Source organism: Enterobacter sp. 940_PEND (assembly GCF_001059415.1).
In the GTDB taxonomy this organism is placed as follows: Bacteria; Pseudomonadota; Gammaproteobacteria; order Enterobacterales; family Enterobacteriaceae; genus Enterobacter; species Enterobacter cloacae_M.
In genome coordinates, this window is sequence record NZ_JUMS01000163.1 from 87,126 (window position 1) to 112,899 (window position 25,774).

Genomic DNA, 25,774 nt, shown 5'->3' on the forward strand with positions numbered 1-25,774 from the left:
CTGAAAACTTTACACAACCGCCGTGGTCAGCCGCGATGAGCAGCACAGGCGATCCTGCTCATCGAGAATATCGATCTGCCACACCTGATGGCGGCTTCCGGCGTGCAGCGCGCGGCAAACACCGCGCACGCGCCCGCTGCGCACGGAGCGAATGTGGTTAGCATTCACCTCGAGTCCGACAACCTTCTGCTCCCCTTCGGTACAGAGATACCCCGCCACCGAGCCCAGCGTTTCGGCCAGCACGACGGAGGCCCCGCCGTGCAATAAGCCAAACGGCTGGTGGGTGCGACTATCGACCGGCATGGTGGCCTCAATCTCATCGTCGCCAATGCGGATGAACTGGATATCCAGCAGCCCCACCATATTCCCCTCGCCCATGGCGTTCAGCGCCTGCAGCGTGACGGCACGTTTCCAGATCATCCAATTATCTCCAGTAAAGCCTGCAATGGGTGACGCACACCGTTACCTTCTACCCGTTTTACCTGGCTGCGGCAGGAGTAGCCCGTAGCCAGACAGCGGTTTCGCGGCAAACGCTGCATCGCCTGATGCCAGGACAGCTCATAGATGCCGAGCGAGTTGGCGTGGTTTTTCACTTCGTGTCCGTAGGTTCCGGCCATCCCGCAGCAGCCTACGTTGACGCTCTCCAGCTTCGCACCGAAGCGGGCAAAAACGGACGCCCACTGCGCGGGGGCCCCCGGCAGCGCGGTCACTTCCGTGCAGTGGCCGAACAGATACCACGGTTCACCGCTGACGTCCTGAACGGCCTTATCTGCCAGCGCCACCGGAAGCCACTCGTGCACCAGCATGACGTTAAAATCGCCGCGCTTATCGCCCAGCGTCTGCTTATATTCATCGCGATAGCAAAGCACCAGCGCCGGATCGACGCCGACCATCGGTATCCCGAGTTGCGCCACGCGGTTTAAGAAGTCAGACGTTTTCTGCGCGGTCTTCGCAAATCGCGTCAGGAAACCTTTAATGTGCTGCGCCTTGCCGTTGGGAGAGAACGGCAGAACCACCGGCTGGTAACCCACCTTCTCCGCCAGACGGACGAAATCGGCCACAACCTGCGCATCGTAGTAGCTGGTGAACGGATCCTGCACCACCAGCACCACATTCGCTTTTTGCTCCGGAGCGAGCGCCTCCAGCTGTTCGAGGGTCATGTTCGCCGAACGGTGGCCGACAAGCTGGCGCTGCAGAGACGGGACCGACAGCAGCGGGAGATCGACCATGCCGATGTGTTTTTCGGAGAGCTTGCGCACCAGCGGCTGGTTGATAAAGAAGTTGAAGGTCTTTGGCGCCCGCGCCATCAGCGGCGCGTAGCTTTCCACCGTCGCCACCAGATGGTCGCGCACCGGGCGGAGGTATCGGGTGTGGTAAAGCTGCAGGAAACGCGAGCGGAATTCCGGCACGTCGATTTTAATCGGGCACTGGGTAGAGCAGGCTTTACAGGCCAGACAGCCGGACATCGCCTCTTTCACCTCATGGGAGAAATCGTACTCGCCCTTGTTGGCATGCCAGCTGTTGCGGGTGCGCTCAATCAGCGAGCGCAGGCTGGCCCGTTTTTCCGGCAGCTCCTGCTCCAGCTTGAGCGGATCCACCCCGCGGTCGGCCAGCAGACGCAGCCACTCGCGCACCAGCGTCGCCCGCCCTTTCGGCGAGTGGATACGGTTGCTGGTGATTTTCATCGACGGGCACATCGGGCTTTTCACATCAAAGTTAAAGCACAGGCCATTGCCGTTGCACTCCATCGCGCCGCGCCAGGACGAGCGCACCGCAATCGGGATCTGCCTGTCGTAGGTGCCGCGCTTGACGGCATCCACCTGCAGCATTGGCGCGTCTACGCCTTCAGGCGGGCAGATTTTACCCGGGTTGAGGCGGTTGTGCGGGTCGAACGCCGCTTTCACCTTACGCAACTCCGCGTAGAGCTGTTCGCCAAAGAATGCCGGGCTGTATTCCGCGCGGAACCCTTTCCCGTGCTCCCCCCACAGCAGACCGCCATATTTGGCGGTTAAGGCCACCACGTCGTCGGAGATCTGCTTCATCAGGATCTCCTGCTGCGGGTCGCACATGTCCAGCGCCGGACGCACGTGCAGTACTCCGGCGTCGACGTGGCCGAACATGCCATAGCTCAGGCCGTGGCTGTCCAGCAGGGCGCGAAACTCCACGATGTAATCCGCCAGATGCTCGGGCGGCACGCAGGTATCTTCGGCAAAGGGAATGGGCTTCGCCGCCCCTTTCGCATTGCCGAGCAGGCCCACGGCTTTTTTACGCATCGCATAGATACGCTCAATCCCGGCCAGATCGTTACAGAGCTGCCAGCCGATCACGCCGCCTTCACCCTGCGCAATCAGCTCATCCAGCCGCTGGCAGAGCGTGGTGACCTGCCGCTCAATCAGCTCCGCATCATCGCCGGCAAATTCCACGATGTTGAGACCGAGCATCTCTTTGTCCGGCACGTCGGTAATGAGGTCACTCACGGAGTGCCAGACAATATCTTCCCGGGCAAGATTGAGCACCTTAGAGTCGACGGTCTCCACCGACAGCGCCTGCGCTTGCACCATAAACGGCGCATTGCGCAGCGCGGAGTCGAAGGAGTCGTATTTGACGTTTACCAGGCGACGCACTTTCGGCAAGCGGGTGATATCCAGCCGCGCTTCGGTAATAAATGCCAGCGTCCCTTCGGAGCCGGTCAGCACGCGGGTTAAATCAAACTGGGTCAGGTCGTCGTTAAAGACGTGACGCAGATCGTACCCGGTCAGGAAGCGGTTCAGCTTGGGGAATTTATCGAGAATAAGCTGGCGGTTGTCGCGACAGCGTTCCAGCACGGTGCGATAGATGCGCCCGATAGCGGTATTATCGTTACCCAACGTTTCCGCCAGTTCGACCGGCATTGGCTGCGTATCAAGAATATCGCCACCCAGCAGAACGGCACGAACGCCCAGCACGTGATCGGAGGTTTTACCGTAGACCAGCGAGCCCTGGCCGGAGGCATCCGTGTTAATCATCCCGCCAAGGGTCGCGCGGTTGCTGGTGGAGAGCTCCGGGGCAAAAAAGTAGCCGTAAGGCTTGAGATACTGATTAAGCTGATCTTTGATGACGCCCGCTTCGACCCGCACCCACCCCTCCTCCGGGTTGATCTCAATGATGCGGTTCATATAGCGCGACATATCAACAATGATGCCCTGGTTCAGCGCCTGACCGTTGGTCCCGGTGCCGCCGCCGCGCGGCGTAAAGACCAGCGAGGCAAACCGCTCCTGCGTGGCGAGCCGGGCGATAAGCGCGACGTCGGCCGTTGAACGGGGGAAAACCACGGCATCGGGAAGAAGCTGGTAGATACTGTTATCGGTCGCCATCGTCAGCCTGTCGGCATAGTTCGTGGCGGTATCACCTGTAAAACCCTGTTGCTCCAGTGCTTGCAAAAAATTAAGCACCAGCTGAACGACGCCAGGTGCCTGAGAAATCTGTGGGATCATGACTGTCGACCCTAATTAGAGTTGTATGAAATCGTTTGCGTGTATCTTAAAAGTTTTATCACATTTTTTTCTTATAATCTCTGCTGAATTACAGGCAGAATTCGCCTGTTAAAAACCGCTGAGATCATTAATGATTAAAGAGACGCGGTTTTCCGTTCCCGCCAGTCGTACTGGCGTTCTTTTAAGGAAAGTTTCATTTATGGTCAATCTTCGCCAGCCCAGGGATGTTGCGCAAATTTTGCTGTCGGTGCTGTTTCTGGCCCTCATGATTATTGCGTGTCTGTGGATTGTTCAACCCTTTATTCTCGGCTTTGCGTGGGCTGCGACCGTAGTCGTTGCCACGTGGCCTTTGCTGCTGCGCTTGCAGAAGCTGCTGTTTGGCCGCCGCGGGCTCGCCGTGCTGGTCATGACGCTCCTGCTGTTCCTGCTGTTTATTATTCCGATTGCCCTGCTGGTGAATAGTCTGGTGGATTCCAGTGGCCCGGTTATTCGCGCCATTAGCAGCGGTGACCTGACGCTGCCGGATCTCGCCTGGCTAAACAGCATTCCGGTTGTGGGCTCAAAACTCTACAGCGGCTGGCATAGCCTGCTGGAGATGGGCGGCAGCGCGCTGATGGCAAAAGTCCGCCCGTATATTGGCACCACTACCACCTGGTTTGTCGGTCAGGCGGCGCATATCGGCCGCTTTATGATGCACTGTACCCTGATGCTGCTCTTCAGCGCCCTGCTCTACTGGCGCGGCGAGCAGGTGGCTTTAGGCGTTCGTCACTTTGCCACCCGCCTGGCGGGCAAACGCGGTGACGCCGCGGTACTGCTGGCCGCACAGGCCGTGCGCGCGGTTGCGCTGGGGGTGGTGGTCACCGCGCTGGTGCAGGCGGTGCTGGGCGGGATCGGTCTGGCAATTTCCGGCGTACCGTACGCCACCGTGTTCACCGTTGTCATGCTGATGACCTGTCTTGCGCAACTGGGACCGTTGCTGGTGCTGGTCCCCAGCATTATCTGGCTCTACTGGACGGGCGATACCACGTGGGGAACGGTGCTGCTGGTCTGGAGCTGCGTGGTCGGCACCATGGATAACGTGATTCGTCCGATCCTCATCCGCATGGGCGCAGACCTGCCGCTGATCCTGATCCTCTCCGGGGTCATTGGCGGATTGATTGCCTTTGGCATGATTGGCCTGTTTATTGGCCCGGTGCTGCTCGCCGTCACCTGGCGTCTGTTCTCTGCCTGGGTGCATGAAATTCCGCCGCCGGGAACTGACCCGGACGTGATTTTGAGCGAACTGGAAGAGCTGGAAGAGAAGAACACGCATTAAGGTATGCTGCCGGGTGGCGTTAACGCCCACCCGGCCTACACTCTCCCGCATGATACTTAAACGCTGCTAAAGTATTTATTCGTTGCTCACTGGTCAGACCCGCCTTTTCAGCAGTAAGTCTACTAATAACCTCAAGAATTCTTTACGTCTCTTTAACTATTGAGACGAATCCGATCGACGCTAAATAACACAATGCCTACTATTAGCACACGGTTATAAATCAACACCTTGATTTATAAGCATGGAAATCCCCTGAGTGAAACAACGAATTGCTGTGTGTAGTCTTTGCCCATCTCCCACGATGGGCTTTTTTTTATCCTGACTACGCGCGTCTGACCTCACAGGTACTGAGCATCCGCCACTCAGCAGGCAGCACCCGCGTTTCTCCTGTCGCATTGACCGTCACCGCCTCGCGGATATCCGCCGACGATGCGCCAACCTGAAGCTCAAACTCGCCCGGCTCAACGATGCGTTTTCCGTCGCGACGGGTGAAGTTGAACATCTCAACCGGCAGCGTAAAGGTGAGCGTGGCGGTTTCGCCCGGTGAGAGCGTGACGCGCTGGAAGGCCTTCAGCTCCTGAAGCGGCCGCACCTGGGTGGCGACTTTATCCCTGACGTAAACCTGCACCACCTCGCTGCCGCTGCGCTCCCCGGTATTGGTGATATCGACACTGAGTATCACCTCTCCGTCGACCGGCACGCTGCTTTCGGCGACGCGGGCTGCACCCCAGCTAAACTGCGTCCAGCCGAGGCCGAAGCCAAACGGGTAACGCGAACCGAAATGGAACGCAAACGGCGTACCGCCGCTTTTGAGCTTGTGATTGTAGTAATACGGCATCGCGCCGGCGCTTTTCGGCACGCTCACCACCAGACGCCCCTGCGGCTCCGCACGTCCGGTTAACACGTCCGCAATCGCCCAGCCCCCTTCCTGTCCCGGCGCCCAGGCCATCATCAACGCCGCGACCTTGTCTTCCAGACCCTGCAGGTTGTATGGACGCCCCCCGGTCATCACCACAATCACCGGTTTACCGGTGGCGACCAGCGCTTCCAGCAGCTGTTGCTGCACGCCCGGCAGGTTCAGGGAATCGGTATCGGAACCTTCCCCCACGGTACCGCTCTGGAACAGCCCGGCGAGATCGCCCACGCAGGCCACCACCACGTCACTCTCCTGCGCGGCGTTCACGGCCTCGGGGATCAGAGCGGTACTTTGCGATACCGGCGACTGCTGCATCGGTTTGCCGCCGCTGTCGCCCGGGAAGACCGGCGCGCCCGCCATCCGTTTTTCGATGATGTGGCACCCTTTGGCATAGCGGACGTTCGAAGCACCGAGATACTGCTCCAGCGCCGCGCGCGGGGTCGTGACCTGCGAGGTCTCTTCCACCATATCGCTGATGATCAAATGCACCGGGAAGCTGTAGCCGCTGAGTAACGCCAGCGGATCGTCTGCCGTCGGCCCCACTACCGCGACCCGAGGTTTGCCGCCTAGCGGTAAAATGCCGTTATTTTCCAGCAGCGTGAGCGATTTCGTCGCCACCTCCCGCGCGGCCCGGCGGGTCATATCGTTTTGCAGGTCGATACCGTTTTCATCCGCGTACGGCTTTTCAAACAGGCCAAGGCGGAATTTTTCCGTCAGCGTACGCGCCACGATCTCATCGACCTTCGCCATAGAGATCTGCCCGCGCTCTACCGCTTCCGCCAGATGCCGCGCGCAGTCATCTTTCGGCAGCTCAACGTCCAGCCCGGCGTTGAACGCCAGCGCGGCAGATTCGGCCGCGTCGTGGGAAATCCCGTGGTGCTGGTGCAGCAGGCTGACGCCGCCGTAATCCGCCACAATAATACCGTCGAATCCCCACTGCTCGCGCAGGACGGCGGTCAGCAGGAAGCTGTCGCTGTGCCCCGGCTGGTTATCAATATCGTGGTACGCGGGCATAACCGAACCGGCGTTTGCCAGCTTGACCGCCATTTCAAACGGCAGCAGGAAGGTGTCGTTCAGCTCGCTGAACCCCAGATGGACCGGCGCATGGTTGCGCGCTCCTTCACTGAACGAGTGACCCACGTAATGTTTCAGGGTTGCCAGCAGGTCGCGCTTATCGCCCTGTAAACCCTTCACGTAGGCGGTCGCCATCACGCCCACCAGCCAGGGATCTTCCCCGAAGGTCTCTTCGGTTCGCCCCCAGCGCACGTCTCGGGACACGTCCAGCACCGGCGCAAGGCCCTGTTGGCAGCCGACGGAGCGCGCCTCTTTGCCGATCTGCTCTGCCGCCCGCTGCACCAGCTCCGGATCCCAGGTCGAACCGTAGTTCAATGACGACGGGAACAGGGTGGCGTCTTTGCACAGCAGCCCCACCAGACACTCTTCATGGAACAGCGCCGGAATGCCAAGACGCGTCTCTTCCATCATCATGCGCTGCAGGCGATTCGCCGCGCGCACGCCGGTTTTCGCGTCAACGATGTGAGTGCCCAGCGGCCGCGTGATCTGCCCAACGCCCAGCTTCAGCCGTTCGCTGAGCGCAGCCTGCTCGCTCACGCCGGCGAATTCGTCACTCAGATCGCTGCGCTCGCGGTGGTTACCGTTTTCATCGAGGATCAGCCAGTACGCGTGCATCTGGGCGAACTTCTCTTCCGGGGTCATGCGCGCCAGTAAGTCAGCGACGCGCTCGTGCATGGGACGTCCCGCGTCCTTATAGATAGTCGTCATGTTTTACTCCTGTAGTGCGGAAGGGGTTGCCGGGCTGAGCTGCCCCGCTTCGGGTCTGACTTCACGCTTGCTGGCCAGCTCCCGGGCGATGGAATCCACCAGCCGGCTGTTTAGCTTGTAGATGGCAAGCAGCGCGACCATGCAGAGGAACAGCGCGCACGGGATAAGGGTGAAAAGCGCGTTGATGGTCGAGAGAACGCCTGGCGCCTGGGTTGCCTGGCCCGGGGCGTAATCCACCATGCCAAGCACCCAGCCGACGACCGCCCCGCCCAGCGCCAGGCCAAACTTGATGGCAAACAGCGCGGTGGAGAAAACCAGCCCGTCCAGACGACGGCCGCTGCGGTGCTCTTCGTAGTCGACCACATCGGAGAACATGGTCCACTGCAGCGGCGTGGTAAGGTTTTGAATAAAGCTAAAGACGATGTTAAGGCCAAAGATTAGCCACACCTGTGAAGGAGGCAGGAAGAAAATCAGCGCGCCGAAGATAACGAAGGAGATAATCGTCCACTGGTAGGCGCGCACGCGGTCAAATTTCCCCAGCAGTCGTTCAGATAATAATGCGCCGCTTAAGGAGGCCACCATGCCGGAAACAATAAAGGCAAAAACCAGATCCGGACGCAGCAGCACATAGTTCACGTAATACATGGTGGCGGAACCGCGCGTCACCACCGCCGTTAACAGCAAAATATTAAACAGGAACACAATACGCCACTGGCTGTTCCCGGCCAGCAGTTTTAAATCGGTGAGCATGGAGCCGGAGGTATCATTGCGCGGAGAATAACGCTCTCGGGTCATCAGGAAACAGCAGAAAAACAGAACGATTCCCAGCAGCCCCATCAGGCTCATGGCATAGAAATAGCCTTTCTGCACGTTGCCCTGGCCTAACAGTGAGACCAGCGGCAGGGCAATAACCGTCACGATCAGCCCGCCGATAAACGACAGGCCAAAGCGCCACGACTGCAGAGAGTGGCGCTCGCGCGGATCCAGCGTCAGCGCGCCGGGCATGGCACAGTAAGGCACGTTAATCGCGGAGTAAATCAGGCTTAAGATGGCGTAGGTTATGCAGGCGTAAATGATTTTTGCCGTCGGCCCAACGTCCGGCACATAGAAGGTAATGAGGCAGCTCACGCCAAACGGGATAGCAAACCACAGCAGCCATGGACGGAAACGTCCGTGACGCGTCCGGGTGCGGTCAACCAGGGCGCCAATGCACGGATCGACAAACGCATCGACCACGCGCACCACTAAAAACATGGTGCCCATAATCGCGGCGGGTAGCCCAAATACGTCTGTATAAAAATAAGCGAGAAATAAGGTTGCCGTTTGCCAGACCAGCGCGCTGGCCATATCGCCTAAGCCATAACCTATTTTATCTTTGGTACGCAATACAGAGGAGAGTGTCATTGTTATTTGCCTTTTTATCAGGTTAAAACGTATTTCAACCAGTTGCGCATCTTCTTAAGGGAAATGCGCAGTAAGGCTCAAGTATTAGCAACGGTTTGCGCGCTAACAATTGTCTAAATTGACAGACAAATTATGATATTTGGTTTTTTACTTTATTTGTGATGGGGAGCAAATAAGAAATGAAATAAAAAAGGCGAGGAATAATATCCTCGCCTTTTCGGGTCAGCGTGGCGTTACTTGTTCAGTTCCGCCAGGCTCAGCCAGGTTTGCACCACGGTGTCCGGGTTCAGGGACAGGCTATCGATCCCCTCTTCCATCAGCCATGCGGCAAAGTCTTCATGGTCGGATGGACCCTGACCGCAGATCCCGACGTATTTACCCTGCTTCTTCGCCGCGCGGATGGACATGGAGAGCAGCGCTTTCACCGCCTCGTTGCGCTCGTCGAACAGCTCGGAGACCACGCCGGAGTCGCGGTCCAGACCCAGCGTCAGCTGCGTCATGTCGTTCGACCCGATAGAGAAGCCGTCGAAGTGCTCGAGGAACTGCTCGGCAAGCAGGGCGTTGGACGGGATTTCGCACATCATGATGATCTTCAGCCCGTTCTCGCCGCGCTTCAGACCCTGACGCGCCAGCTCGTCCACAACGGCTTTCGCCTGATCCACGGTACGCACGAACGGGATCATGATTTCGACGTTGGTCAGTCCCATGTCGTTGCGCACACGTTTCACCGCTTCACACTCCAGCGCGAAGCAGTCGCGGAAGCTGTCGGACACGTAGCGTCCGGCCCCGCGGAAGCCCAGCATCGGGTTCTCTTCTTCCGGCTCGTAGCGCTCGCCGCCGACCAGGTTGGCGTACTCGTTAGACTTAAAGTCAGACAGACGCACGATCACGCGTTTTGGATAGAAGGCAGCGCCCAGCGTCGCGATCCCTTCTGTCAGACGGCCGACGTAGAACTCTTTCGGCGAGTCGTAGCCTTTCATCATCTCGCGGATTTCGTTCTGCAGCTTCGGATCCTGGTCGTCAAACTCCAGCAGCGCACGCGGGTGAACGCCGATCATACGGTTGATGATAAATTCCAGACGCGCCAGGCCAACGCCTTCGTTCGGCAGGCAGGCGAAGTCAAACGCGCGGTCCGGGTTGCCGACGTTCATCATGATCTTCAGCGGCAGGTCCGGCATGGTATCCACGCTTGAGCTCTTCACGCTGAAGTCGAGGATATCGGCGTAGACGTAGCCGGTATCGCCTTCGGCACAGGAGACGGTCACGTTCTGCCCGTCCTTCATGCGCTCGGTGGCGTCACCGCAGCCGACAACCGCAGGAATACCCAGCTCGCGGGCAATGATCGCCGCGTGGCAGGTACGACCGCCGCGGTTGGTGACGATAGCCGCCGCTTTCTTCATGATCGGTTCCCAGTCCGGGTCGGTCATGTCGGTTACCAGCACGTCGCCGGGCTCAATACGGTTCATCTCGCTGATGTCGTGGATCACTTTGACCGGACCGGCACCGATGCGGTGACCGATGGCGCGGCCTTCCGCCACGATTTTACCCTGCGCGTGCAGCGTATAACGCTCCATCACCTGACCGCGCGAGCGGACGGTTTCCGGACGCGCCTGCACGATAAACAGCTTGCCGGTGTTACCGTCTTTCGCCCATTCGATGTCCATCGGACGACCGTAGTGTTTTTCGATCTGCACCGCCTGCTTCGCCAGTTCCTGCACTTCGGCGTCGGTCAGGGAGAAGCGGTCGCGCTGCTCCTGCGGTACATCTTCAATTTTAACCTGCTTGCCATGCTCCTGGGTCGGGGCATAGATCATGCGGATTTTTTTCGAGCCCATGGTGCGGCGCACCACCGCCGGACGGCCAGCGGCCAGCGTTGGCTTGTGGACATAGAATTCGTCAGGGTTTACCGCACCCTGCACCACCATCTCACCCAGACCCCACGCGGAGGTGATAAACACCACCTGGTCGAAGCCGGATTCGGTATCAATGGAGAACATCACGCCGGATGAGCCCACGTCCGAGCGCACCATGCGCTGCACGCCAGCGGAGAGCGCCACGCCGCGATGGTCGTAGCCCTGGTGCACGCGATAGGAGATGGCGCGGTCGTTGAACAGGGAAGCAAACACGTGCTTCACCGCCACCAGCACCGCATCGTAACCCTGGACGTTCAGGAAGGTTTCCTGCTGTCCGGCAAACGAGGCGTCCGGCATATCTTCTGCGGTCGCAGAGGAACGTACGGCAAAGGAGGCCTGCGCGTCGTCAGCAGAGAGCTGGTTGTACGCGTCGTGAATGGCTTTTTCCAGTTCCGGCTGGAAAGGTGTGTCGATGATCCACTGGCGGATCTGCGCCCCGGCTTTGGCAAGCTCGGTGACGTCATCAATATCCGTTTTATCCAGCAGGTCGTAAATGCGCTGGTTAACACCGCTCTGGTCTAAAAACAGGTTAAAGGCATCGGCGGTGGTGGCAAACCCGTTCGGTACGGAGACACCCATACCTGACAGATTTGTAATCATTTCACCCAGGGAGGCATTTTTGCCCCCAACTCTGTCTACATCATTCATGCCGAGTTGGTTATACCAAAGCACCAGCGGTGACGAGCCATTGTTGGACATCGAAACAATCCTTTTGTGATATTTGATCGGAGTAAGTAACACCTGACTACGTATTTATACTGGCATATTTATTTCCGCTAAAAAAACGGTGAATCGTGTAAGCAATTTAAAATTTCAACTTTTCGGATACTTTCCCATCAACGATTAACCCGATGATTCCTCTATATTCAGCCAGAAACCCCAAAAATAAAGTCGCTATTTGAAAAATGAAATCCACTTTTCAGGAAAATCAAAAACAGCGTTTCATTCATAATTAGGATAAGTTCTTTGCTGTGTAATTTACTTTTTTAATTTATGCTTTCAGACAATTAGGTCTGATATTCAGGGTGAGTAAAATGGATAGTGCTGTCGATCGCCACGTTTTTTATATTTCTGATGGTACGGCGATCACCGCCGAGGTGCTGGGCCACGCGGTGATGTCGCAGTTTCCCGTCTCGATTAACAGCATCACGCTGCCGTTTGTTGAAAACGAGAGCCGCGCCAAAGCGGTGAAGGACCAGATTGACGCCATCTACCAGCAGACCGGCGTCCGCCCGCTGGTGTTCTACTCTATCGTGATCCCGGAGATTCGCTCCATCATTCTGCAAAGTGAAGGCTTCTGCCAGGATATCGTACAGGCGCTGGTGGCTCCGCTGCAAAGCGAGCTGAAGCTCGACCCGACCCCGATTGCCCACCGTACCCACGGGCTGAACCCCGGCAACCTGACCAAGTACGACGCGCGTATCGCCGCTATCGACTACACCCTCGCCCACGACGACGGTATTTCGCTGCGAAATCTCGACCAGGCGCAGGTGATCCTGCTTGGCGTGTCGCGCTGCGGTAAAACCCCGACCAGCCTCTATCTGGCGATGCAGTTTGGCATTCGCGCCGCAAACTACCCGTTTATCGCCGACGACATGGATAACCTGGTGCTGCCCGCCGCCCTTAAGCCGCTGCAGCACAAGCTGTTCGGCCTGACGATCAACCCGGAACGCCTTGCGGCCATCCGCGAGGAGCGTCGCGAGAACAGCCGCTACGCCTCCATGCGCCAGTGCCGGATGGAGGTCTCGGAAGTGGAAGCGCTGTACCGCAAAAACCAGATCCCGTGGCTGAACAGCACCAACTATTCGGTTGAAGAAATTGCCACCAAAATTCTCGACATCATGGGGCTTAATCGCCGCATGTACTAATATGCTAGTACATTAGCTCAGATTCAGGTATTATCATCTGCAACCACGGGGCGGTGTCGCCCCGAACTTGAAATCAGCAGGGATTGGTTTAAGGTGATGCCCATCACTTCCCGGTAGTCTGCCGATGAAGCAAAAATTTTCTGAGACATTCCATGAATAAAACCGATGAACTCCGCACTGCGCGCATTGACAGCCTGGTCACGCCGGCTGAACTGGCACAGCGGCATCCCGTTTCCGCCGCCGTCGCGGAACATGTGACGGCCTCCCGCCGCCGCATTGAAAAAATCCTGAACGGTGAAGACAAACGTCTTCTGGTAGTGATTGGGCCTTGCTCCATCCACGATCTGGATGCCGCGATGGATTATGCAAAACGACTTCAGGGACTGCGGGATAAGTACCAGCATCGCCTTGAGATCGTGATGCGCACCTACTTTGAAAAACCGCGTACCGTAGTCGGCTGGAAGGGGCTGATTTCGGATCCTGACCTGAACGGCAGCTATCGCGTGAATCACGGTATCGAGCTGGCGCGGAAGCTGCTTTTACAGGTCAACGAGCTGGGCGTTCCGACGGCGACCGAGTTTCTCGATATGGTGACCGGGCAGTTTATCGCCGATCTGATCAGCTGGGGCGCGATTGGCGCGCGCACCACCGAAAGCCAGATCCACCGTGAGATGGCCTCCGCCCTCTCATGCCCGGTCGGCTTCAAAAACGGGACCGATGGCAACACCCGTATCGCGGTTGATGCCATCCGCGCTGCCCGTGCCAGCCACATGTTCCTGTCGCCGGATAAGAGCGGTCATATGACCATCTACCAGACCAGCGGTAACCCTTACGGGCATATCATTATGCGCGGCGGAAAGAAGCCCAATTACCATGCCCAAGATATTGCGGCAGCCTGCGAAACGCTGGCCGAGTTCGACCTGCCGGAACATCTGGTGGTGGATTTCAGCCACGGCAACTGCCAGAAGCAGCATCGCCGCCAGCTGGACGTCTGCGATGAGATCTGCCAGCAGATCCGCAGCGGCTCGACCGCCGTTGCAGGGATTATGGCTGAGAGCTTTATCAAAGAAGGCACGCAGAAAATCGTTGCCGGACAGCAGATGGTTTACGGCCAGTCGATCACCGACCCGTGCCTGAGCTGGGAAGACAGCGAACTGCTGCTGGAGAAGCTGGCTTCAGCCGTGGACACACGCTTTTAGAATCCTGCCCTTCTCCCTCTCCCAGTGGGAGAGGGTCGGAGTGAGGGCATCAGACCGCACCTCACCCCCAAATTTGATCCCCTCACCCTTTTTTCACAAAAACGCTTGCCGTCAATTTGCAGTTTATTGATAATGATTATCATTGTTACATTGATTGTTATTTATATACATTATGTCACGTACGGATAACAGCGCGGCAACGCCAGCAAAAACAGACACAGCACCAGCCCTTACCGAGCGTCGCATTGACAGCAAAACCCTTCTCGGCGATGAGGGACGGGTCATTATCGAGCATGACGGACAGCGCTATCTTCTGCGCCAGACCCATGCCGGAAAACTGATCCTCACAAAATAAACAACACCTAAAAATACGCCAGCCACCCAGGTGATACCCAGGCAGCCAGCGCTTTTCACTTCTTATGGAGAGTTGCTATGCCACACCTGCCTTCCGCATCTTTACGTCCGTCACTTCTGGCGCTGGCGATTGTTAGCGCCCTGCCGGGCATCGCGTTCGCCGCCACAGACGACATTACCGTCACCGCCACGGGCAACGCCCGCAGCGCCTTTGAAGCGCCCATGATGGTAAGCGTGATTGACGCCAGCACGCCGGAGAAACAAACCGCCAGCTCGGCGGCCGATCTGCTGCGTAACGTCCCCGGTCTGACGCTGGACGGCACTGGGCGCACCAACGGGCAGGACGTCAACCTGCGCGGCTATGACCGCCGCGGCGTGCTGGTGCTGGTTGACGGCGTGCGCCAGGGAACCGATACCGGCCACCTGAACAGCACCTTCCTCGATCCCGCGCTAATCAAACGTATCGAGGTGGTCCGCGGCCCGTCGGCCCTGCTGTACGGCAGCGGCGCGCTGGGCGGCGTGATCTCTTATGACACCGCCGATGCCAACGATCTGCTCGAACCGGGTAAAAACAGCGGCTACCGCGTGTTTGGAACGGGCGCGACGGGCGATCATAGCCTCGGGATGGGGGCCAGCGCCTACGGCCGCACCGATACGCTGGACGGTCTGGTCTCCTGGTCCAGCCGGGATCGCGGTGACATCCGCCAGAGCGACGGTGCTACCGCGCCTAACGACGAATCCATCAACAACATGCTGGCGAAAGGCAGCTGGAAAATCGACCCGGCCCAGACCCTGAGCGGCTCCCTGCGCTACTACAACAACGCCGCCCAGGAGCCAAAAAATCCGCAAACCACCGGGGCGGACAGCAGTAACCCGATGACCGACCGCTCCACCATCCAGCGCGATGCGCAGGTTGGCTACCACATTGCACCGGAAGGGTACGACTGGCTGGACGCCGACGCGAAGGTCTACTGGTCCGAAGCGCGCATTAATGCCCAGAACGTCGACGGCAGCGGTGAGTTTCGCAAGCAGACGACCAAAGGCGGCAAGGTGGAAAACCGCACCCGTCTGTTCAGCGACACCTTTGCAGCACACCTTCTGACCTACGGCGGGGAATACTATCGTCAGGAGCAGCATCCGGGCGGGGCAACCACCGGCTTCCCGGACGCGAAAATCGACTTCAGCTCCGGCTGGCTACAGGATGAGATCACCCTGCGCGATCTGCCTGTTACCTTGCTGGGCGGCACGCGCTATGACAACTACCGCGGCAGCAGCGACGGCTACAACGATGTGGATGCCGATAAGTGGTCATCCCGCGCCGGGTTAACCGTCAGCCCAACCGACTGGCTGATGCTGTTTGGCTCTTACGCGCAGGCCTTCCGCGCGCCGACCATGGGCGAGATGTATAACGACGCCAAACACTTCTCCATTGGCCGCTTCTATACCAACTACTGGGTGCCAAACCCGAACCTGCGCCCGGAAACCAACGAAACGCAGGAGTTTGGTTTTGGCCTGCGCTTTGACGATTTGATGCTTGCCAACGATGCGCTGGAGTTTAAAGCCAGCTATTTCGATACCAAAGCCAAAGACTATATCTCCACCACCGTCGATTTTGCCGCCGCGACCACCATGTCGTACAACGTCCCGAATGCCAAAATTTGGGGTTGGGATATGATGGCAAAATATTCGGCCGATCTCTTCAGCCTCGATCTGGCCTATAACCGCACGCGCGGGAAAGACACCGATACGGGCGAGTACATCTCCAGCATTAATCCGGACACCGTCACCAGCAAGCTGGATATCCCGGTGGCGCAAAGCGGGTTCTCCGTCGGCTGGATCGGCACCTTTGCCGATCGCTCAACCCACGTCAGCAGCAGCTACAGCAAGCAGCCGGGCTATGCGGTCAACGATTTCTACGTCAGCTATAAAGGCCAGGAGCAGCTCAAGGGCGTGACCACCACGCTGGTGCTGGGCAACGCCTTTGACAAAGCGTACTGGTCACCTCAGGGCATTCCGCAGGACGGTCGTAACGGCAAGATTTTCGTAAGCTATCAGTGGTAATTCCCTTCGGGGCAACTATTCAGAAGGAAGAGACAATGAATCACTACACGCGCTGGCTTGAGCTAAAAGAAGCCAATCCGGGTAAGTACGCGCGCGACGTCGCGGGGTTAATGAACATCAGTGAAGCAGAGCTGACCTTTGCCCGCGTAGGTCACGACGCCTGGCGACTGCGCGGTGAAATCCGCGAGATCCTGGGCGCGCTGGAGGCGGTGGGCGAAACCAAATGTATCTGCCGCAACGAATACGCCGTACACGAGCAGGTCGGGAAATTTACCAACCAGCACCTGAACGGCCACGCCGGGCTGGTGCTGAACCCGCGCGCGCTGGATCTGCGCCTGTTCCTCAACCAGTGGGCGAGCGCGTTTCACATCAGTGAAGCCACCGCCCGCGGCGAGCGGCAGAGCATTCAGTTCTTCGACCACCAGGGCGATGCCCTGCTGAAGGTCTACGCCACGGATAATACCGACGTTTCCGCCTGGGGCGACGTGCTGACCCGCTTTATCTTTGCCGAGAATCCTCCGCTGGCGTTGAAGATGGCCGATGCCCCGGCTCATGCAGAAAACGCAAATGCTGCTCTCGTGGATAACGAGTGGCGCGCCATGACCGACGTTCATCAGTTCTTCAGCCTGCTCAAGCGCCATAACCTCAGCCGCCAGCAGGCGTTTCGCCTGGTGGGTGACGATCTGGCCTGCCGGGTAGAAAACACCGCGCTGGCGCAGCTCCTGGAGACGGCGCGTCGGGACGGTAACGAAATCATGGTCTTTGTCGGCAACCGCGGCTGCGTGCAGATCTTCACCGGCGCGGTGGAAAAGCTGGTGCCAATGAAAGGCTGGCTGAACGTCTTTAACCCAACCTTTACTCTGCGTCTGCTTGAAGGATCCATTGCGGAAACGTGGGTCACGCGCAAGCCGACGGCTGACGGGCATGTCACCAGCCTGGAGCTGTTTGCCGCCGACGGAACGCAAATCGCCCAGCTGTACGGCCAGCGTACGGAAGGCGAACCGGAGCAGAGCCAGTGGCGCAGCCAGATTGACGCCTTAACGGCGAAAGGGCTGGCCGCATGAAACGGTGGCTTGCCCTGCTCAGCGCCCTGCCCCTGCTGGCGCTTGCTGCGCCGCAGGAGAAAATTGTTACCCTCGGCGGCGACGTCACCGAGATTGTCTACGCCCTCGGCGCGGCGTCTTCCCTGGTGGCTCGCGACAGCACCAGCCAGTGGCCGCAGGCGGCGAATTCACTGCCCGACGTGGGCTATCTGCGCCAGCTCAATGCGGAAGGGATCTTGTCCATGCGCCCCACGCTGGTGCTGGCCAGCGCTCAGGCGCAGCCGTCTCTGGCGCTAAAGCAGGTTGAGCAAAGCCACGTCAGGGTGATCGCTGTTCCTGCCAGTAACGACCTGAACGTCATTGACGAAAAGGTGCGGATCGTCGCTGAAGCGACGCACCGCGAGGCCGAGGGGGAGGTCCTGCGCAGCACCCTGCGCCAGGCGCTGTCGGCGCTTCCCGCGTCGCCGCTCAATAAGCGGGTGCTGTTTATTCTCAACCACGGCGGGATGACCGCCATGGCCGCCGGACAACAGACCGGCGCGGATGCTGCCATTCGTGCGGCGGGACTGCAGAACGCGATGCAGGGGTTTACCCGCTATCAGCCGCTGTCTCAGGAAGGCACGATCGCCAGCCGACCCGATCTGGTGGTGATTTCTCAGGACGGTCTCAACGCCCTGGGCGGTGAAGCAAATCTGTGGACGCTGCCCGGCCTGGCGCAAACCCCGGCGGGACGGAACAAGCAGGTGCTGGCGATTGACGATATGGCGCTGCTGGGCTTCAGCGTGCGAACGCCGGAAGCCATCCAGCAGCTGCGTGCCAAAGCGGAGCAACTGCCCTGATGTCCCGGCGGATCGCCTTATCGTTATGGATGCTGACCGCGATCCTGACCGTCATGACCCTCGCAGCGACCGGGGTTGGGGCATTACGCCTGCCGATCAGCCTGCTGTGGAACGGCACCGACGAGGCGCTGCGTCAAATCTGGCTGACGATCCGCCTGCCTCGCGTGCTGCTGGCGCTGGCTATCGGCGGTTCACTGGCGCTGGCGGGCTGCGTGATGCAGGGGCTGTTTCGAAATCCGCTGGCGGACCCGGGACTGCTCGGCATCAGCAGCGGCGCGGCGCTCGCCGTTGCGCTGTGGGTGGTTCTTCCGCTCTCGCTGCCTGCACTGGTGATGCTGTATGCCCCGATGCTGGCGGCGTTTCTCGGCGCGCTGGCCGCCACCTTCGTGATTTTCCTGCTCAGCCGACAGCGTGATGCTTCCCTGTCGCGCCTGCTGCTGGTGGGAATTGCCATCAACGCCCTGTGCGGCGCGGCCGTCGGGGTGCTGTCATGGCTCAGCAATGATGCCCAGCTTCGCCAGCTTTCGCTCTGGGGAATGGGCAGCCTCGGCCAGGCGCAGTGGTCAACGCTGCTGGCCGTCGCGTCGCTGATGGTTCCCACCGCGCTCGCGATCTGGCGTCTGGCAGGCGCCCTCAACCTGCTGCAGCTGGGCGACGAAGAGGCACATTACCTCGGCGTGGAGGTTGCCGCCGTGCAGCGGATCCTGCTGCTGTGCAGCGCCCTGCTGGTGGCCGCCGCCGTTGCGGTCAGCGGCGTGATCGGATTTGTCGGCCTGGTGGTGCCGCACCTGGTGCGCATGTGGCTGGGAGCCGACCACCGGGCCGTGCTCCCCGGCTCGGTGCTGGCCGGCGCGCTGCTCCTGCTGGTGGCCGATACGCTGGCGCGCAGCATCGTCGCCCCGGCGGAAATGCCGGTCGGCTTACTGACCAGCCTTCTCGGCGCGCCGTGGTTTCTGTGGCTTATCTTTCGTCGCGGAGGTGCGCATGGCTGAACGCTATTGTGCTGAAAACCTTGTTTTTCGCGCCGGGCAACGCACGCTGATTAACGACGTGTCGCTGACCTTATCTCAGGGCGAGCTGGTGTCGCTGATTGGCCCCAACGGCGCCGGGAAATCAACGCTGTTGCGGCTGCTGACCGGCTACCTTAAACCTGCGGGCGGACGATGCAGCCTGGCGGGCACACCGCTTGCGGCCTGGCAGCCGCACAGGCTCTCCCGCTACCGGGCGGTAATGCGCCAGAACACGCAGCTCGGATTTGACTGGCCGGTTGAGGCGGTCGTCGGTATGGGGCGAGCGCCCTGGACCCGCGCGCCAGAAGCGTCGGTGATTGAGGAGGTCATGGCTATCACCGGCTGTTTACCGCTGGCGGGCAGGCGGTTTGCCGCGCTCTCCGGCGGCGAGCAGCAGCGCGTTCAGCTCGCCCGCGCGCTGGCTCAGCTCTGGTGCGACGGCGCGCCGCGCGGCTGGCTGTTTCTTGATGAACCGACGTCTGCGCTCGATCTCTATCACCAGCAGCATCTGCTGCGCCTGCTGAAATCCCTGACCAGCCGGGGACATCTGCACGTGTGCGCGGTGCTGCACGACCTCAATTTAGCGGCGCTGTGGGCGGATCGCATCCTGCTGCTGCACGGCGGTAAAATCGTCTCCCGGGGGGAACCGGAAACCGTTTTGCAGGCCGATACGCTGGCGCGCTGGTACGGCGCGCAGGTTATCGTCGGCAGGCATCCGGCTCACGCCGCGCCGCAGGTGTTTCTCGCCCCCTGATCGGGCTGATAAAAATCCTTCAGCGTTTCCAGCAGGGCATGCGCCGCCTTAGAGAGCTGCGTGTGCCCTGGATGGATCGCCCCGATGCACTTTTCAATCGGCGGGTTATCAAGCGGGATACAGACCGCGCCCAGCGCCGTCATCTGCGCCTCGCAGAGCGCCGGGACGGCACTACCGCCCAGCCCGCTCGCGACCATTCGCCCGACCGTCACCAGCTGATGACTCTCCAGCGCCACGTCCAGCTTTCTGCCGCTTCGCGCCAGCTCCTCCTCCATCATCAGACGTACCGCCGACGGGCGCTGCAGGGTGATGAAATCCAGCGTCAGCAGATCTTCCCATGACAGGCGCTTCTTGCCTGCCAGCGAGGAATCTTTCGGCACAATAGCAACAAACCTGTCGAGGCCCAGCGGGGTAAACAGCAGGTTGTGCGTTGGCGCGGGCTCAAAGGCGATGCCCATCTCGACCCGCCCTTCCCGCACCATCTCTATCACCTGCTCGTTAATGACATCATGCACGGTGACGTTGATCCCGGCGTGGCGATCGCGAAACGCTTTTAGCACCTCGGGCAGGACATTCGCGGCAAACGACGGCATGGCCGCGACCGAGATTTTACCGCGCTGCAGGGTAAAGCACTGGTGCATCGCCTCTTCGACGTTATCCCAGTCAGCAAGCAGCTGACGCGCCATCGGCAAAAACGTCTCTCCCTCCTGCGTCAGCGCGACCTTACGCGTGCTCCGCTGCAGCAGCGGCCCGCCGAGCGCATCCTCCAGCGCTTTAATCGTCAGGCTCAGGGCCGGCTGGGAAAGATTCAGCCGTTCGCTGGCGTGCGCGAAATTGAGAGTGTGAGCTACCGCTAAAAACGCGCGTAACTGTTTGACACTCATTCTCATTTTTTATCCTGTTAACTAATTGAAAAAATTTAGTTAACAGGAAATTAATAAAAAAACCAAATGAGTGGGTCACAAATTCAAAATTAACAAATGAGTCGCCGCCCCTAATGATACCGCCACGGTTAAGAGGAGGAATGAGGATGGCGGGACTGGATAAGCGCGTCGGCAGCTATGCGCAGGCGCTGGAAGGGCTGACGGACGGAATGACCTTGCTGGCGGGCGGCTTCGGCCTGTGCGGGATTCCGGAGAACCTGATTGCAGAGGTCAGACGCCGTCAGGTGAAAGATCTGACGGTGGTATCAAACAACTGCGGCGTGGACGGTTTCGGTCTCGGGATACTGCTCGAAACGCGGCAGGTTCGCAAAGTGGTGGCCTCTTACGTCGGCGAGAACGCCCTGTTCGAGCGGCAGGTGCTGAGCGGCGAACTGGAGATTGAACTCACGCCTCAGGGCACGCTGGCGGAAAAGGTGCGCGCGGGCGGCGCGGGCATTCCGGCATTTTACACGGCCACCGGCTACGGCACGCCCGTGGCTGTCGGCAAAGACGTGCGCCAGTTTGCGGGAAAGCACTACATCCTCGAGGAGGCAATTACCGGTGATTTCGCGCTCATTAAGGGCTGGAAAGCGGACTGGTACGGCAACGTTGTCTATCGGCATACCGCGCAAAATTTTAATCCGCTGATGGCAACGGCGGGCCGGATAACGGTCGTCGAGGTGGAAGAGATTGTTGCACCGGGCGAGCTGCCCCCGTCAGCCATTCATACCCCGGGAATTTATGTCGACAGGCTGATTGTCGGCCAGTTTGAAAAACGCATTGAACAGCGCACCCTGCGCGCGGAAGGAGTCTGACGATGTTAACCCGTGAACAGATGGCCATGCGCGTCGCCCGCGAGCTGCGCGACGGGTATTACGTCAACCTGGGGATCGGCATCCCTACTCTGGTGGCGAACTACATTCCGGACGGGATGGACGTGATGCTTCAGTCCGAAAACGGGCTGCTGGGGATGGGGGCTTTTCCTGACGAGCGGAGCCTTGACGCCGACATGATCAACGCAGGTAAACAGACCGTGACCGCGCGCACCGGCGCGGCCATTTTCGACTCGGCCCAGTCGTTTGCCATGATCCGCGGGGGTCATGTCGACCTGACCGTGCTGGGCGCGTTTGAAGTGGACGTCGAAGGCAATATCGCCTCGTGGATGATTCCCGGAAAGATGGTGAAGGGCATGGGCGGCGCGATGGATCTCGTCGCCGGGGCGCAGAACATCATTGTGGTGATGACCCACGCGTCGAAAAGCGGTGAGTCAAAGCTGCTGCCGCGCTGCACGCTGCCGCTCACGGGCGCGGGCTGTATCCGTCGGGTCTTAACCGACCTCGCACTGCTGGAGATCGAGGACGGCGCGTTCATCCTGCGGGAATACGCCCCCGGCGTCAGTATCGACGAAATTGCGGCTAAGACGGCCGGGAAAATGATTGTGGCGGACGACGTTCGCGAGATGCGCTTCAACTGAGGACTCACGATGAAAAAGGTCATGATTGTCGGGGCAACGCGAACCCCCATTGGCAGTTTTCGCGGATCGCTATCGTCCCTTTCAGCGGTTGAGCTGGGGGCCGTAGCGGTGCGGCACCTGCTGGAGAACAGCAATCTTCGCGAAGAACAGGTAGATGAACTGATTTTCGGACAGGTGCTGACGGCGGGATGCGGACAAAACCCGGCGCGTCAGACGGCCATCACCGCCGGATTACCCGTCAGCACGCCGGCGACAACGGTCAACCTGGTGTGCGGCGCGGGCCTAAAAGCGGTGCAGCTCGCCGCTCAGGCGATCCGCTGCGGCGACGCGGACGTGGCTATCGCTGGCGGTCAGGAGAGCATGAGCAACGCCCCCTATCTGCTGGACGGCGCGCGTTCAGGGCTGCGTTTTGGCCATACGGGCCTGCAGGACAGCATGATTACTGACGGCCTGTGGGACGCGTTCCACGATTACCACATGGGGATCACCGCTGAAAACGTCGCACGGGAGAATGCCATTTCCCGCGAGCAGCAGGACGCCTTCGCCGCCCGGTCGCAGCACAAAGCGGCCTTTGCCATCGAAGCGGGTCGGTTTGACGCCGAGATAGCGCCGGTGACGGTAAAACAGGGCAAAAAACCGCCGCTTATCGTCAGCCGTGACGAACAGCCCCGGCCTGGCACCACCGCTGAGCAGCTGGCGCAGCTGCGCCCCGCCTTTCTGCAGGCGGAAGGCACGGTCACGGCCGGAAATGCGTCAACGCTCAACGACGGTGCCGCCGCGGTGCTGCTGATGAGCGGCGAAAAGGCGCGGGAGAGCGGTTTGCCGATCCTCGGTCGCATCGTGAGCTACGCCGTGACGGGCGTTGACCCGTCGGTGATGGGCATCGGACCGGTCAGCGCCTGCCGGACGGCGCTGGCGCGGGCGGGCTGGACGCTCGATGACGTGGACCTCATTGAAGCCAATGAAGCCTTTGCCGCCCAGGCGCTGGCGGTGAGCAAGCAGCTCGGCTGGGATGAGCGTAGGGTGAACGTTAACGGCGGCGCTATCGCCCTGGGTCATCCGATTGGCGCCTCCGGCTGCCGCATCCTCGTGACGCTGCTGTACGAAATGCAGCGCCGTGACGTCAAAAAAGGGCTCGTCACCCTGTGCGTGGGCGGCGGGCAAGGCATTGCTCTGACCGTCGAGCGTTAAGCATCTCGTTGATACCCGAATAATAATTAAAGTGAGGAGTCGTAATGAGTGTGTTAATTGCCCTGGCGGCGCTGGCGCTGCTGATGCTGGCGGCCTATCGCGGATACAGCGTTATTTTGTTTGCGCCGATTGCGGCGCTCGGCGCCGTGCTGCTGACCGATCCGGGTGCCGTCGGCCCGACGTTTACCGGTCTGTTTATGGAAAAGATGGTCGGCTTTGTTAAGCTCTACTTCCCGGTGTTCCTGCTGGGAGCCGTTTTCGGCAAGCTGATTGAGCTTTCCGGTTTCTCACGCTCCATCGTCGCCGCCGCGATTCAGATCCTCGGTCGTCGCCACGCTATTCCGGTGATCGTCCTGGTGTGTGCGCTGTTAACCTACGGCGGCGTGTCGCTGTTCGTGGTGGCGTTTGCGGTTTACCCTTTTGCCGCGGAGCTGTTCCGCCAGAGCGGCATCCCTAAGCGGCTGATCCCGGCCACCGTGGCGCTGGGGGCGTTTTCGTTTACCATGGACGCCCTGCCCGGCACGCCGCAGATCCAGAATATCATCCCCACCAGCTTCTTTGGCACGAACGCCTGGGCAGCGCCGTGGCTGGGGCTTATCGGCTCTCTGTTTATTATCATCTTTGGCCTGCTCTGGCTGGAACGCCAGCGTCGTAAGGCGTTCAATAACAACGAAGGCTACGGCACGGATCTGAAAAATGAACCCGAGACGCCGGATAACATTAACCTCCCGCATCCGCTGATTGCTATCTCCCCGCTGCTTGTCGTGGGCATACTGAACCTGCTGTTTACCCGCTGGATCCCCGGCTGGTACGGCACGACCCACGAGCTGACTCTGCCAGGCCTGGCGAAACCTATTGTGACCGAGGTGGGCAAGATCACCGCCATCTGGGCCGTCGAGGCGGCGCTGATCTCCGGTATCGTGCTGGTGCTGATTTTTGGCTTTCGCAATATCCGGGGGCGTCTGGCTGAAGGCAGCCGGACCGCGGTGAGCGGTGCCATTCTGGCGGCGATGAATACCGCCTCGGAATACGGTTTCGGCGCGGTGATCGCCGCCCTGCCCGGGTTCCTGGTGTTATCCAAAGCGCTGGCGGCCATCCCCAATCCGCTGCTGAATGAGGCCATCAGCGTGACGGTGCTTGCGGGGATCACCGGCTCTGCGTCCGGCGGGATGAGTATTGCCCTCGCCGCCATGTCCGACTCGTTTGTCGCCGCCGCCCACGCCGCCAATATCCCTCTTGAGGTGCTGCACCGCGTGGCCTCGATGGCGAGCGGCGGGATGGATACGCTGCCCCATAATGGCGCGGTGATTACCCTGCTGGCGATTACCGGCCTGAGCCATCGTCAGGCCTACGGCGGCATTTTCGCTATCACCCTCATTAAAAGTCTGGCAGTGCTTTTTGTCATTGCCGTGTTCTATCTGACCGGCATTGTGTAAGGAGAGAAAGATGAATCTGGACGGTAAGACCGCGCTGGTGACGGGCTCGACCAGCGGCATTGGACTTGGGATCGCCCGCGTGCTGGCGAAGGCCGGGGCGCAGCTGATCCTCAACGGTTTCGGCGACAGCGAATCAGCAAGAGAAGAGATTGCGCAGCTGGGCAAAAAGCCGGGCTATCACGATGCGGACCTGCGTGACGTGCTGCAAATTGAAGCCATGATGCGCTACGCCGAATCGCAGTTTGGCGGCGTGGACATTCTTGTCAACAACGCCGGGATACAGCATGTCGCCCCGGTTGATGCGTTTCCGGTGGAGAAATGGAACGACATTATCGCCATTAATCTCTCGTCGGTGTTTCACACCAGCCGGCTGGCGCTGCCTTCCATGCGCGAGAAAAACTGGGGGCGCATCATCAATATCGCCTCCGTTCACGGGCTGGTCGCGTCAAAAGAGAAGTCAGCCTACGTGGCCGCCAAGCATGGCGTAGTGGGCTTTACGAAATCGCTGGCGCTGGAAACCGCGCGCACCGGCATTACCGCCAATACGATTTGTCCCGGCTGGGTGCTGACCCCGCTGGTGCAGCAGCAAATCGACAAACGTATCGCTGAGGGCGTCCCGCCGGAGCAGGCTCGCGATAGGCTTCTGGCAGAGAAACAGCCTTCGGGCGAGTTTGTCACCCCGGAGCAGCTGGGTGAACTGGCGCTGTTTTTGTGCAGCGAGGGCGCCGTGAACGTTCGTGGCGCCGCGTGGAATATGGATGGCGGCTGGGTTGCGCAGTAATTTTTGCCGGGTAAGGCGACGCCGCCACCCGGCAAAAT

At 59.7% G+C, this 25,774-nt stretch carries 20 protein-coding genes and 1 other RNA gene; 15 read left to right on the forward strand and 6 right to left on the reverse strand.

Annotated features, from left to right (window positions below):
- Positions 1-9: 9 nt before the first annotated feature.
- Both menI and ydiJ read right to left on the reverse strand, forming a co-directional pair.
- Positions 10-420, reverse strand: coding sequence for a 1,4-dihydroxy-2-naphthoyl-CoA hydrolase (gene menI / locus ADJ24_RS23050; RefSeq protein WP_023311321.1), 411 nt, complete (start codon positions 418-420; stop codon positions 10-12).
- Complete coding sequence (gene ydiJ, locus ADJ24_RS24865) at positions 417-3,473, reverse strand: D-2-hydroxyglutarate dehydrogenase YdiJ (RefSeq protein ID WP_023311320.1); 3,057 nt, start codon at positions 3,471-3,473, stop codon at positions 417-419. The genes menI and ydiJ overlap by 4 nt, the downstream gene beginning before the upstream one ends.
- A gap of 199 nt (positions 3,474-3,672) precedes the next feature.
- Between ydiJ and ydiK the strand changes: the two genes are divergently transcribed.
- Both ydiK and rprA read left to right on the forward strand, forming a co-directional pair.
- On the forward strand, positions 3,673-4,788 hold the full coding sequence (ydiK, locus tag ADJ24_RS23060) for an AI-2E family transporter YdiK (RefSeq protein ID WP_023311319.1): 1,116 nt from the start codon (positions 3,673-3,675) through the stop codon (positions 4,786-4,788).
- A 209-nt stretch (positions 4,789-4,997) separates the two neighbouring features.
- An RNA gene (gene rprA, locus ADJ24_RS23770) (antisense sRNA RprA) lies at positions 4,998-5,105 on the forward strand.
- A 5-nt stretch (positions 5,106-5,110) separates the two neighbouring features.
- Here the strand turns inward: rprA and ADJ24_RS23065 are convergent.
- The 3 genes from ADJ24_RS23065 to ppsA form a co-directional block, all read right to left on the reverse strand.
- Positions 5,111-7,486: a glycoside hydrolase family 3 N-terminal domain-containing protein gene (locus ADJ24_RS23065; RefSeq protein ID WP_023311318.1), complete on the reverse strand. Its 2,376-nt coding sequence runs from the start codon at positions 7,484-7,486 to the stop codon at positions 5,111-5,113.
- A 3-nt stretch (positions 7,487-7,489) separates the two neighbouring features.
- On the reverse strand, positions 7,490-8,890 hold the full coding sequence (locus tag ADJ24_RS23070; RefSeq protein ID WP_023311317.1) for an MFS transporter: 1,401 nt from the start codon (positions 8,888-8,890) through the stop codon (positions 7,490-7,492).
- 233 nt (positions 8,891-9,123) lie between these two features.
- Positions 9,124-11,502, reverse strand: coding sequence for a phosphoenolpyruvate synthase (gene ppsA / locus ADJ24_RS23075; protein WP_023311316.1), 2,379 nt, complete (start codon positions 11,500-11,502; stop codon positions 9,124-9,126).
- A gap of 335 nt (positions 11,503-11,837) precedes the next feature.
- Here ppsA and ppsR point away from each other — a divergent pair, with 335 nt between their 5' ends.
- From ppsR to ADJ24_RS23110, 8 genes are all read left to right on the forward strand, one after another.
- Entirely contained in the window at positions 11,838-12,671 is an 834-nt protein-coding gene (gene ppsR, locus ADJ24_RS23080; RefSeq protein WP_023311315.1) for a posphoenolpyruvate synthetase regulatory kinase/phosphorylase PpsR, read from the forward strand.
- Between the two features lie 152 nt (positions 12,672-12,823).
- Entirely contained in the window at positions 12,824-13,870 is a 1,047-nt protein-coding gene (gene aroH / locus ADJ24_RS23085; RefSeq protein WP_023311314.1) for a 3-deoxy-7-phosphoheptulonate synthase AroH, read from the forward strand.
- Positions 13,871-14,042: 172 nt separating this feature from the next.
- A complete protein-coding gene (gene hemP, locus ADJ24_RS23705; protein ID WP_032668210.1) occupies positions 14,043-14,225 on the forward strand; it encodes a hemin uptake protein HemP in 183 nt (60 codons plus the stop codon).
- A gap of 77 nt (positions 14,226-14,302) precedes the next feature.
- On the forward strand, positions 14,303-16,285 hold the full coding sequence (locus ADJ24_RS23090; protein ID WP_023311313.1) for a TonB-dependent hemoglobin/transferrin/lactoferrin family receptor: 1,983 nt from the start codon (positions 14,303-14,305) through the stop codon (positions 16,283-16,285).
- A 35-nt stretch (positions 16,286-16,320) separates the two neighbouring features.
- Positions 16,321-17,349 (forward strand): hematinate-forming heme oxygenase ChuS, encoded by a 1,029-nt coding sequence (gene chuS, locus ADJ24_RS23095; RefSeq protein ID WP_023311312.1) that lies wholly within the window; start codon positions 16,321-16,323, stop codon positions 17,347-17,349.
- Complete coding sequence (locus ADJ24_RS23100; RefSeq protein ID WP_023311311.1) at positions 17,346-18,167, forward strand: heme/hemin ABC transporter substrate-binding protein; 822 nt, start codon at positions 17,346-17,348, stop codon at positions 18,165-18,167. The genes chuS and ADJ24_RS23100 overlap by 4 nt, the downstream gene beginning before the upstream one ends.
- On the forward strand, positions 18,167-19,159 hold the full coding sequence (locus tag ADJ24_RS23105; protein WP_023311310.1) for a FecCD family ABC transporter permease: 993 nt from the start codon (positions 18,167-18,169) through the stop codon (positions 19,157-19,159). Before ADJ24_RS23100 ends, ADJ24_RS23105 begins: the two co-directional genes overlap by 1 nt.
- A complete protein-coding gene (locus ADJ24_RS23110) occupies positions 19,152-19,931 on the forward strand; it encodes a heme ABC transporter ATP-binding protein (protein ID WP_023311309.1) in 780 nt (259 codons plus the stop codon). The genes ADJ24_RS23105 and ADJ24_RS23110 overlap by 8 nt, the downstream gene beginning before the upstream one ends.
- Here the strand turns inward: ADJ24_RS23110 and ADJ24_RS23115 are convergent.
- A complete protein-coding gene (locus tag ADJ24_RS23115; protein ID WP_023311308.1) occupies positions 19,898-20,821 on the reverse strand; it encodes a LysR family transcriptional regulator in 924 nt (307 codons plus the stop codon). The genes ADJ24_RS23110 and ADJ24_RS23115 overlap by 34 nt on opposite strands.
- A gap of 140 nt (positions 20,822-20,961) precedes the next feature.
- On the opposite strand from ADJ24_RS23115, the gene ADJ24_RS23120 reads away from it, so the two are divergent.
- The 5 genes from ADJ24_RS23120 to ADJ24_RS23140 are packed head-to-tail and all read left to right on the forward strand — an operon-like array spanning position 20,962 to position 25,736.
- Complete coding sequence (locus tag ADJ24_RS23120) at positions 20,962-21,669, forward strand: CoA transferase subunit A (protein ID WP_023311307.1); 708 nt, start codon at positions 20,962-20,964, stop codon at positions 21,667-21,669.
- A gap of 2 nt (positions 21,670-21,671) precedes the next feature.
- Positions 21,672-22,328, forward strand: a complete 657-nt coding sequence (locus ADJ24_RS23125; RefSeq protein WP_023311306.1) for a CoA transferase subunit B — start codon at positions 21,672-21,674, stop codon at positions 22,326-22,328.
- Positions 22,329-22,337: 9 nt separating this feature from the next.
- Positions 22,338-23,519, forward strand: coding sequence for an acetyl-CoA C-acetyltransferase (locus ADJ24_RS23130; protein ID WP_023311305.1), 1,182 nt, complete (start codon positions 22,338-22,340; stop codon positions 23,517-23,519).
- A gap of 44 nt (positions 23,520-23,563) precedes the next feature.
- A complete protein-coding gene (locus ADJ24_RS23135; RefSeq protein ID WP_023311304.1) occupies positions 23,564-24,955 on the forward strand; it encodes a GntP family permease in 1,392 nt (463 codons plus the stop codon).
- A gap of 10 nt (positions 24,956-24,965) precedes the next feature.
- Positions 24,966-25,736: a 3-hydroxybutyrate dehydrogenase gene (locus ADJ24_RS23140; protein WP_023311303.1), complete on the forward strand. Its 771-nt coding sequence runs from the start codon at positions 24,966-24,968 to the stop codon at positions 25,734-25,736.
- Positions 25,737-25,774 lie beyond the last annotated feature (38 nt).

Excerpts from the sequence above, each read along its gene's own strand:
- menI (WP_023311321.1), bottom strand. The coding sequence starts at position 420 with ATGATCTGGAAACGTGCCGTCACGCTGCAGGCGCTGAACGCCATGGGC.
- ydiJ (WP_023311320.1), bottom strand. The coding sequence starts at position 3,473 with ATGATCCCACAGATTTCTCAGGCACCTGGCGTCGTTCAGCTGGTGCTT.
- ydiK (WP_023311319.1), top strand. The coding sequence starts at position 3,673 with ATGGTCAATCTTCGCCAGCCCAGGGATGTTGCGCAAATTTTGCTGTCG.
- ADJ24_RS23065 (WP_023311318.1), bottom strand. The coding sequence starts at position 7,486 with ATGACGACTATCTATAAGGACGCGGGACGTCCCATGCACGAGCGCGTC.
- ADJ24_RS23070 (WP_023311317.1), bottom strand. The coding sequence starts at position 8,890 with ATGACACTCTCCTCTGTATTGCGTACCAAAGATAAAATAGGTTATGGC.
- ppsA (WP_023311316.1), bottom strand. The coding sequence starts at position 11,502 with ATGTCCAACAATGGCTCGTCACCGCTGGTGCTTTGGTATAACCAACTC.
- ppsR (WP_023311315.1), top strand. The coding sequence starts at position 11,838 with ATGGATAGTGCTGTCGATCGCCACGTTTTTTATATTTCTGATGGTACG.
- aroH (WP_023311314.1), top strand. The coding sequence starts at position 12,824 with ATGAATAAAACCGATGAACTCCGCACTGCGCGCATTGACAGCCTGGTC.
- hemP (WP_032668210.1), top strand. The coding sequence starts at position 14,043 with ATGTCACGTACGGATAACAGCGCGGCAACGCCAGCAAAAACAGACACA.
- ADJ24_RS23090 (WP_023311313.1), top strand. The coding sequence starts at position 14,303 with ATGCCACACCTGCCTTCCGCATCTTTACGTCCGTCACTTCTGGCGCTG.
- chuS (WP_023311312.1), top strand. The coding sequence starts at position 16,321 with ATGAATCACTACACGCGCTGGCTTGAGCTAAAAGAAGCCAATCCGGGT.
- ADJ24_RS23100 (WP_023311311.1), top strand. The coding sequence starts at position 17,346 with ATGAAACGGTGGCTTGCCCTGCTCAGCGCCCTGCCCCTGCTGGCGCTT.
- ADJ24_RS23105 (WP_023311310.1), top strand. The coding sequence starts at position 18,167 with ATGTCCCGGCGGATCGCCTTATCGTTATGGATGCTGACCGCGATCCTG.
- ADJ24_RS23110 (WP_023311309.1), top strand. The coding sequence starts at position 19,152 with ATGGCTGAACGCTATTGTGCTGAAAACCTTGTTTTTCGCGCCGGGCAA.
- ADJ24_RS23115 (WP_023311308.1), bottom strand. The coding sequence starts at position 20,821 with ATGAGAATGAGTGTCAAACAGTTACGCGCGTTTTTAGCGGTAGCTCAC.
- ADJ24_RS23120 (WP_023311307.1), top strand. The coding sequence starts at position 20,962 with ATGGCGGGACTGGATAAGCGCGTCGGCAGCTATGCGCAGGCGCTGGAA.
- ADJ24_RS23125 (WP_023311306.1), top strand. The coding sequence starts at position 21,672 with ATGTTAACCCGTGAACAGATGGCCATGCGCGTCGCCCGCGAGCTGCGC.
- ADJ24_RS23130 (WP_023311305.1), top strand. The coding sequence starts at position 22,338 with ATGAAAAAGGTCATGATTGTCGGGGCAACGCGAACCCCCATTGGCAGT.
- ADJ24_RS23135 (WP_023311304.1), top strand. The coding sequence starts at position 23,564 with ATGAGTGTGTTAATTGCCCTGGCGGCGCTGGCGCTGCTGATGCTGGCG.
- ADJ24_RS23140 (WP_023311303.1), top strand. The coding sequence starts at position 24,966 with ATGAATCTGGACGGTAAGACCGCGCTGGTGACGGGCTCGACCAGCGGC.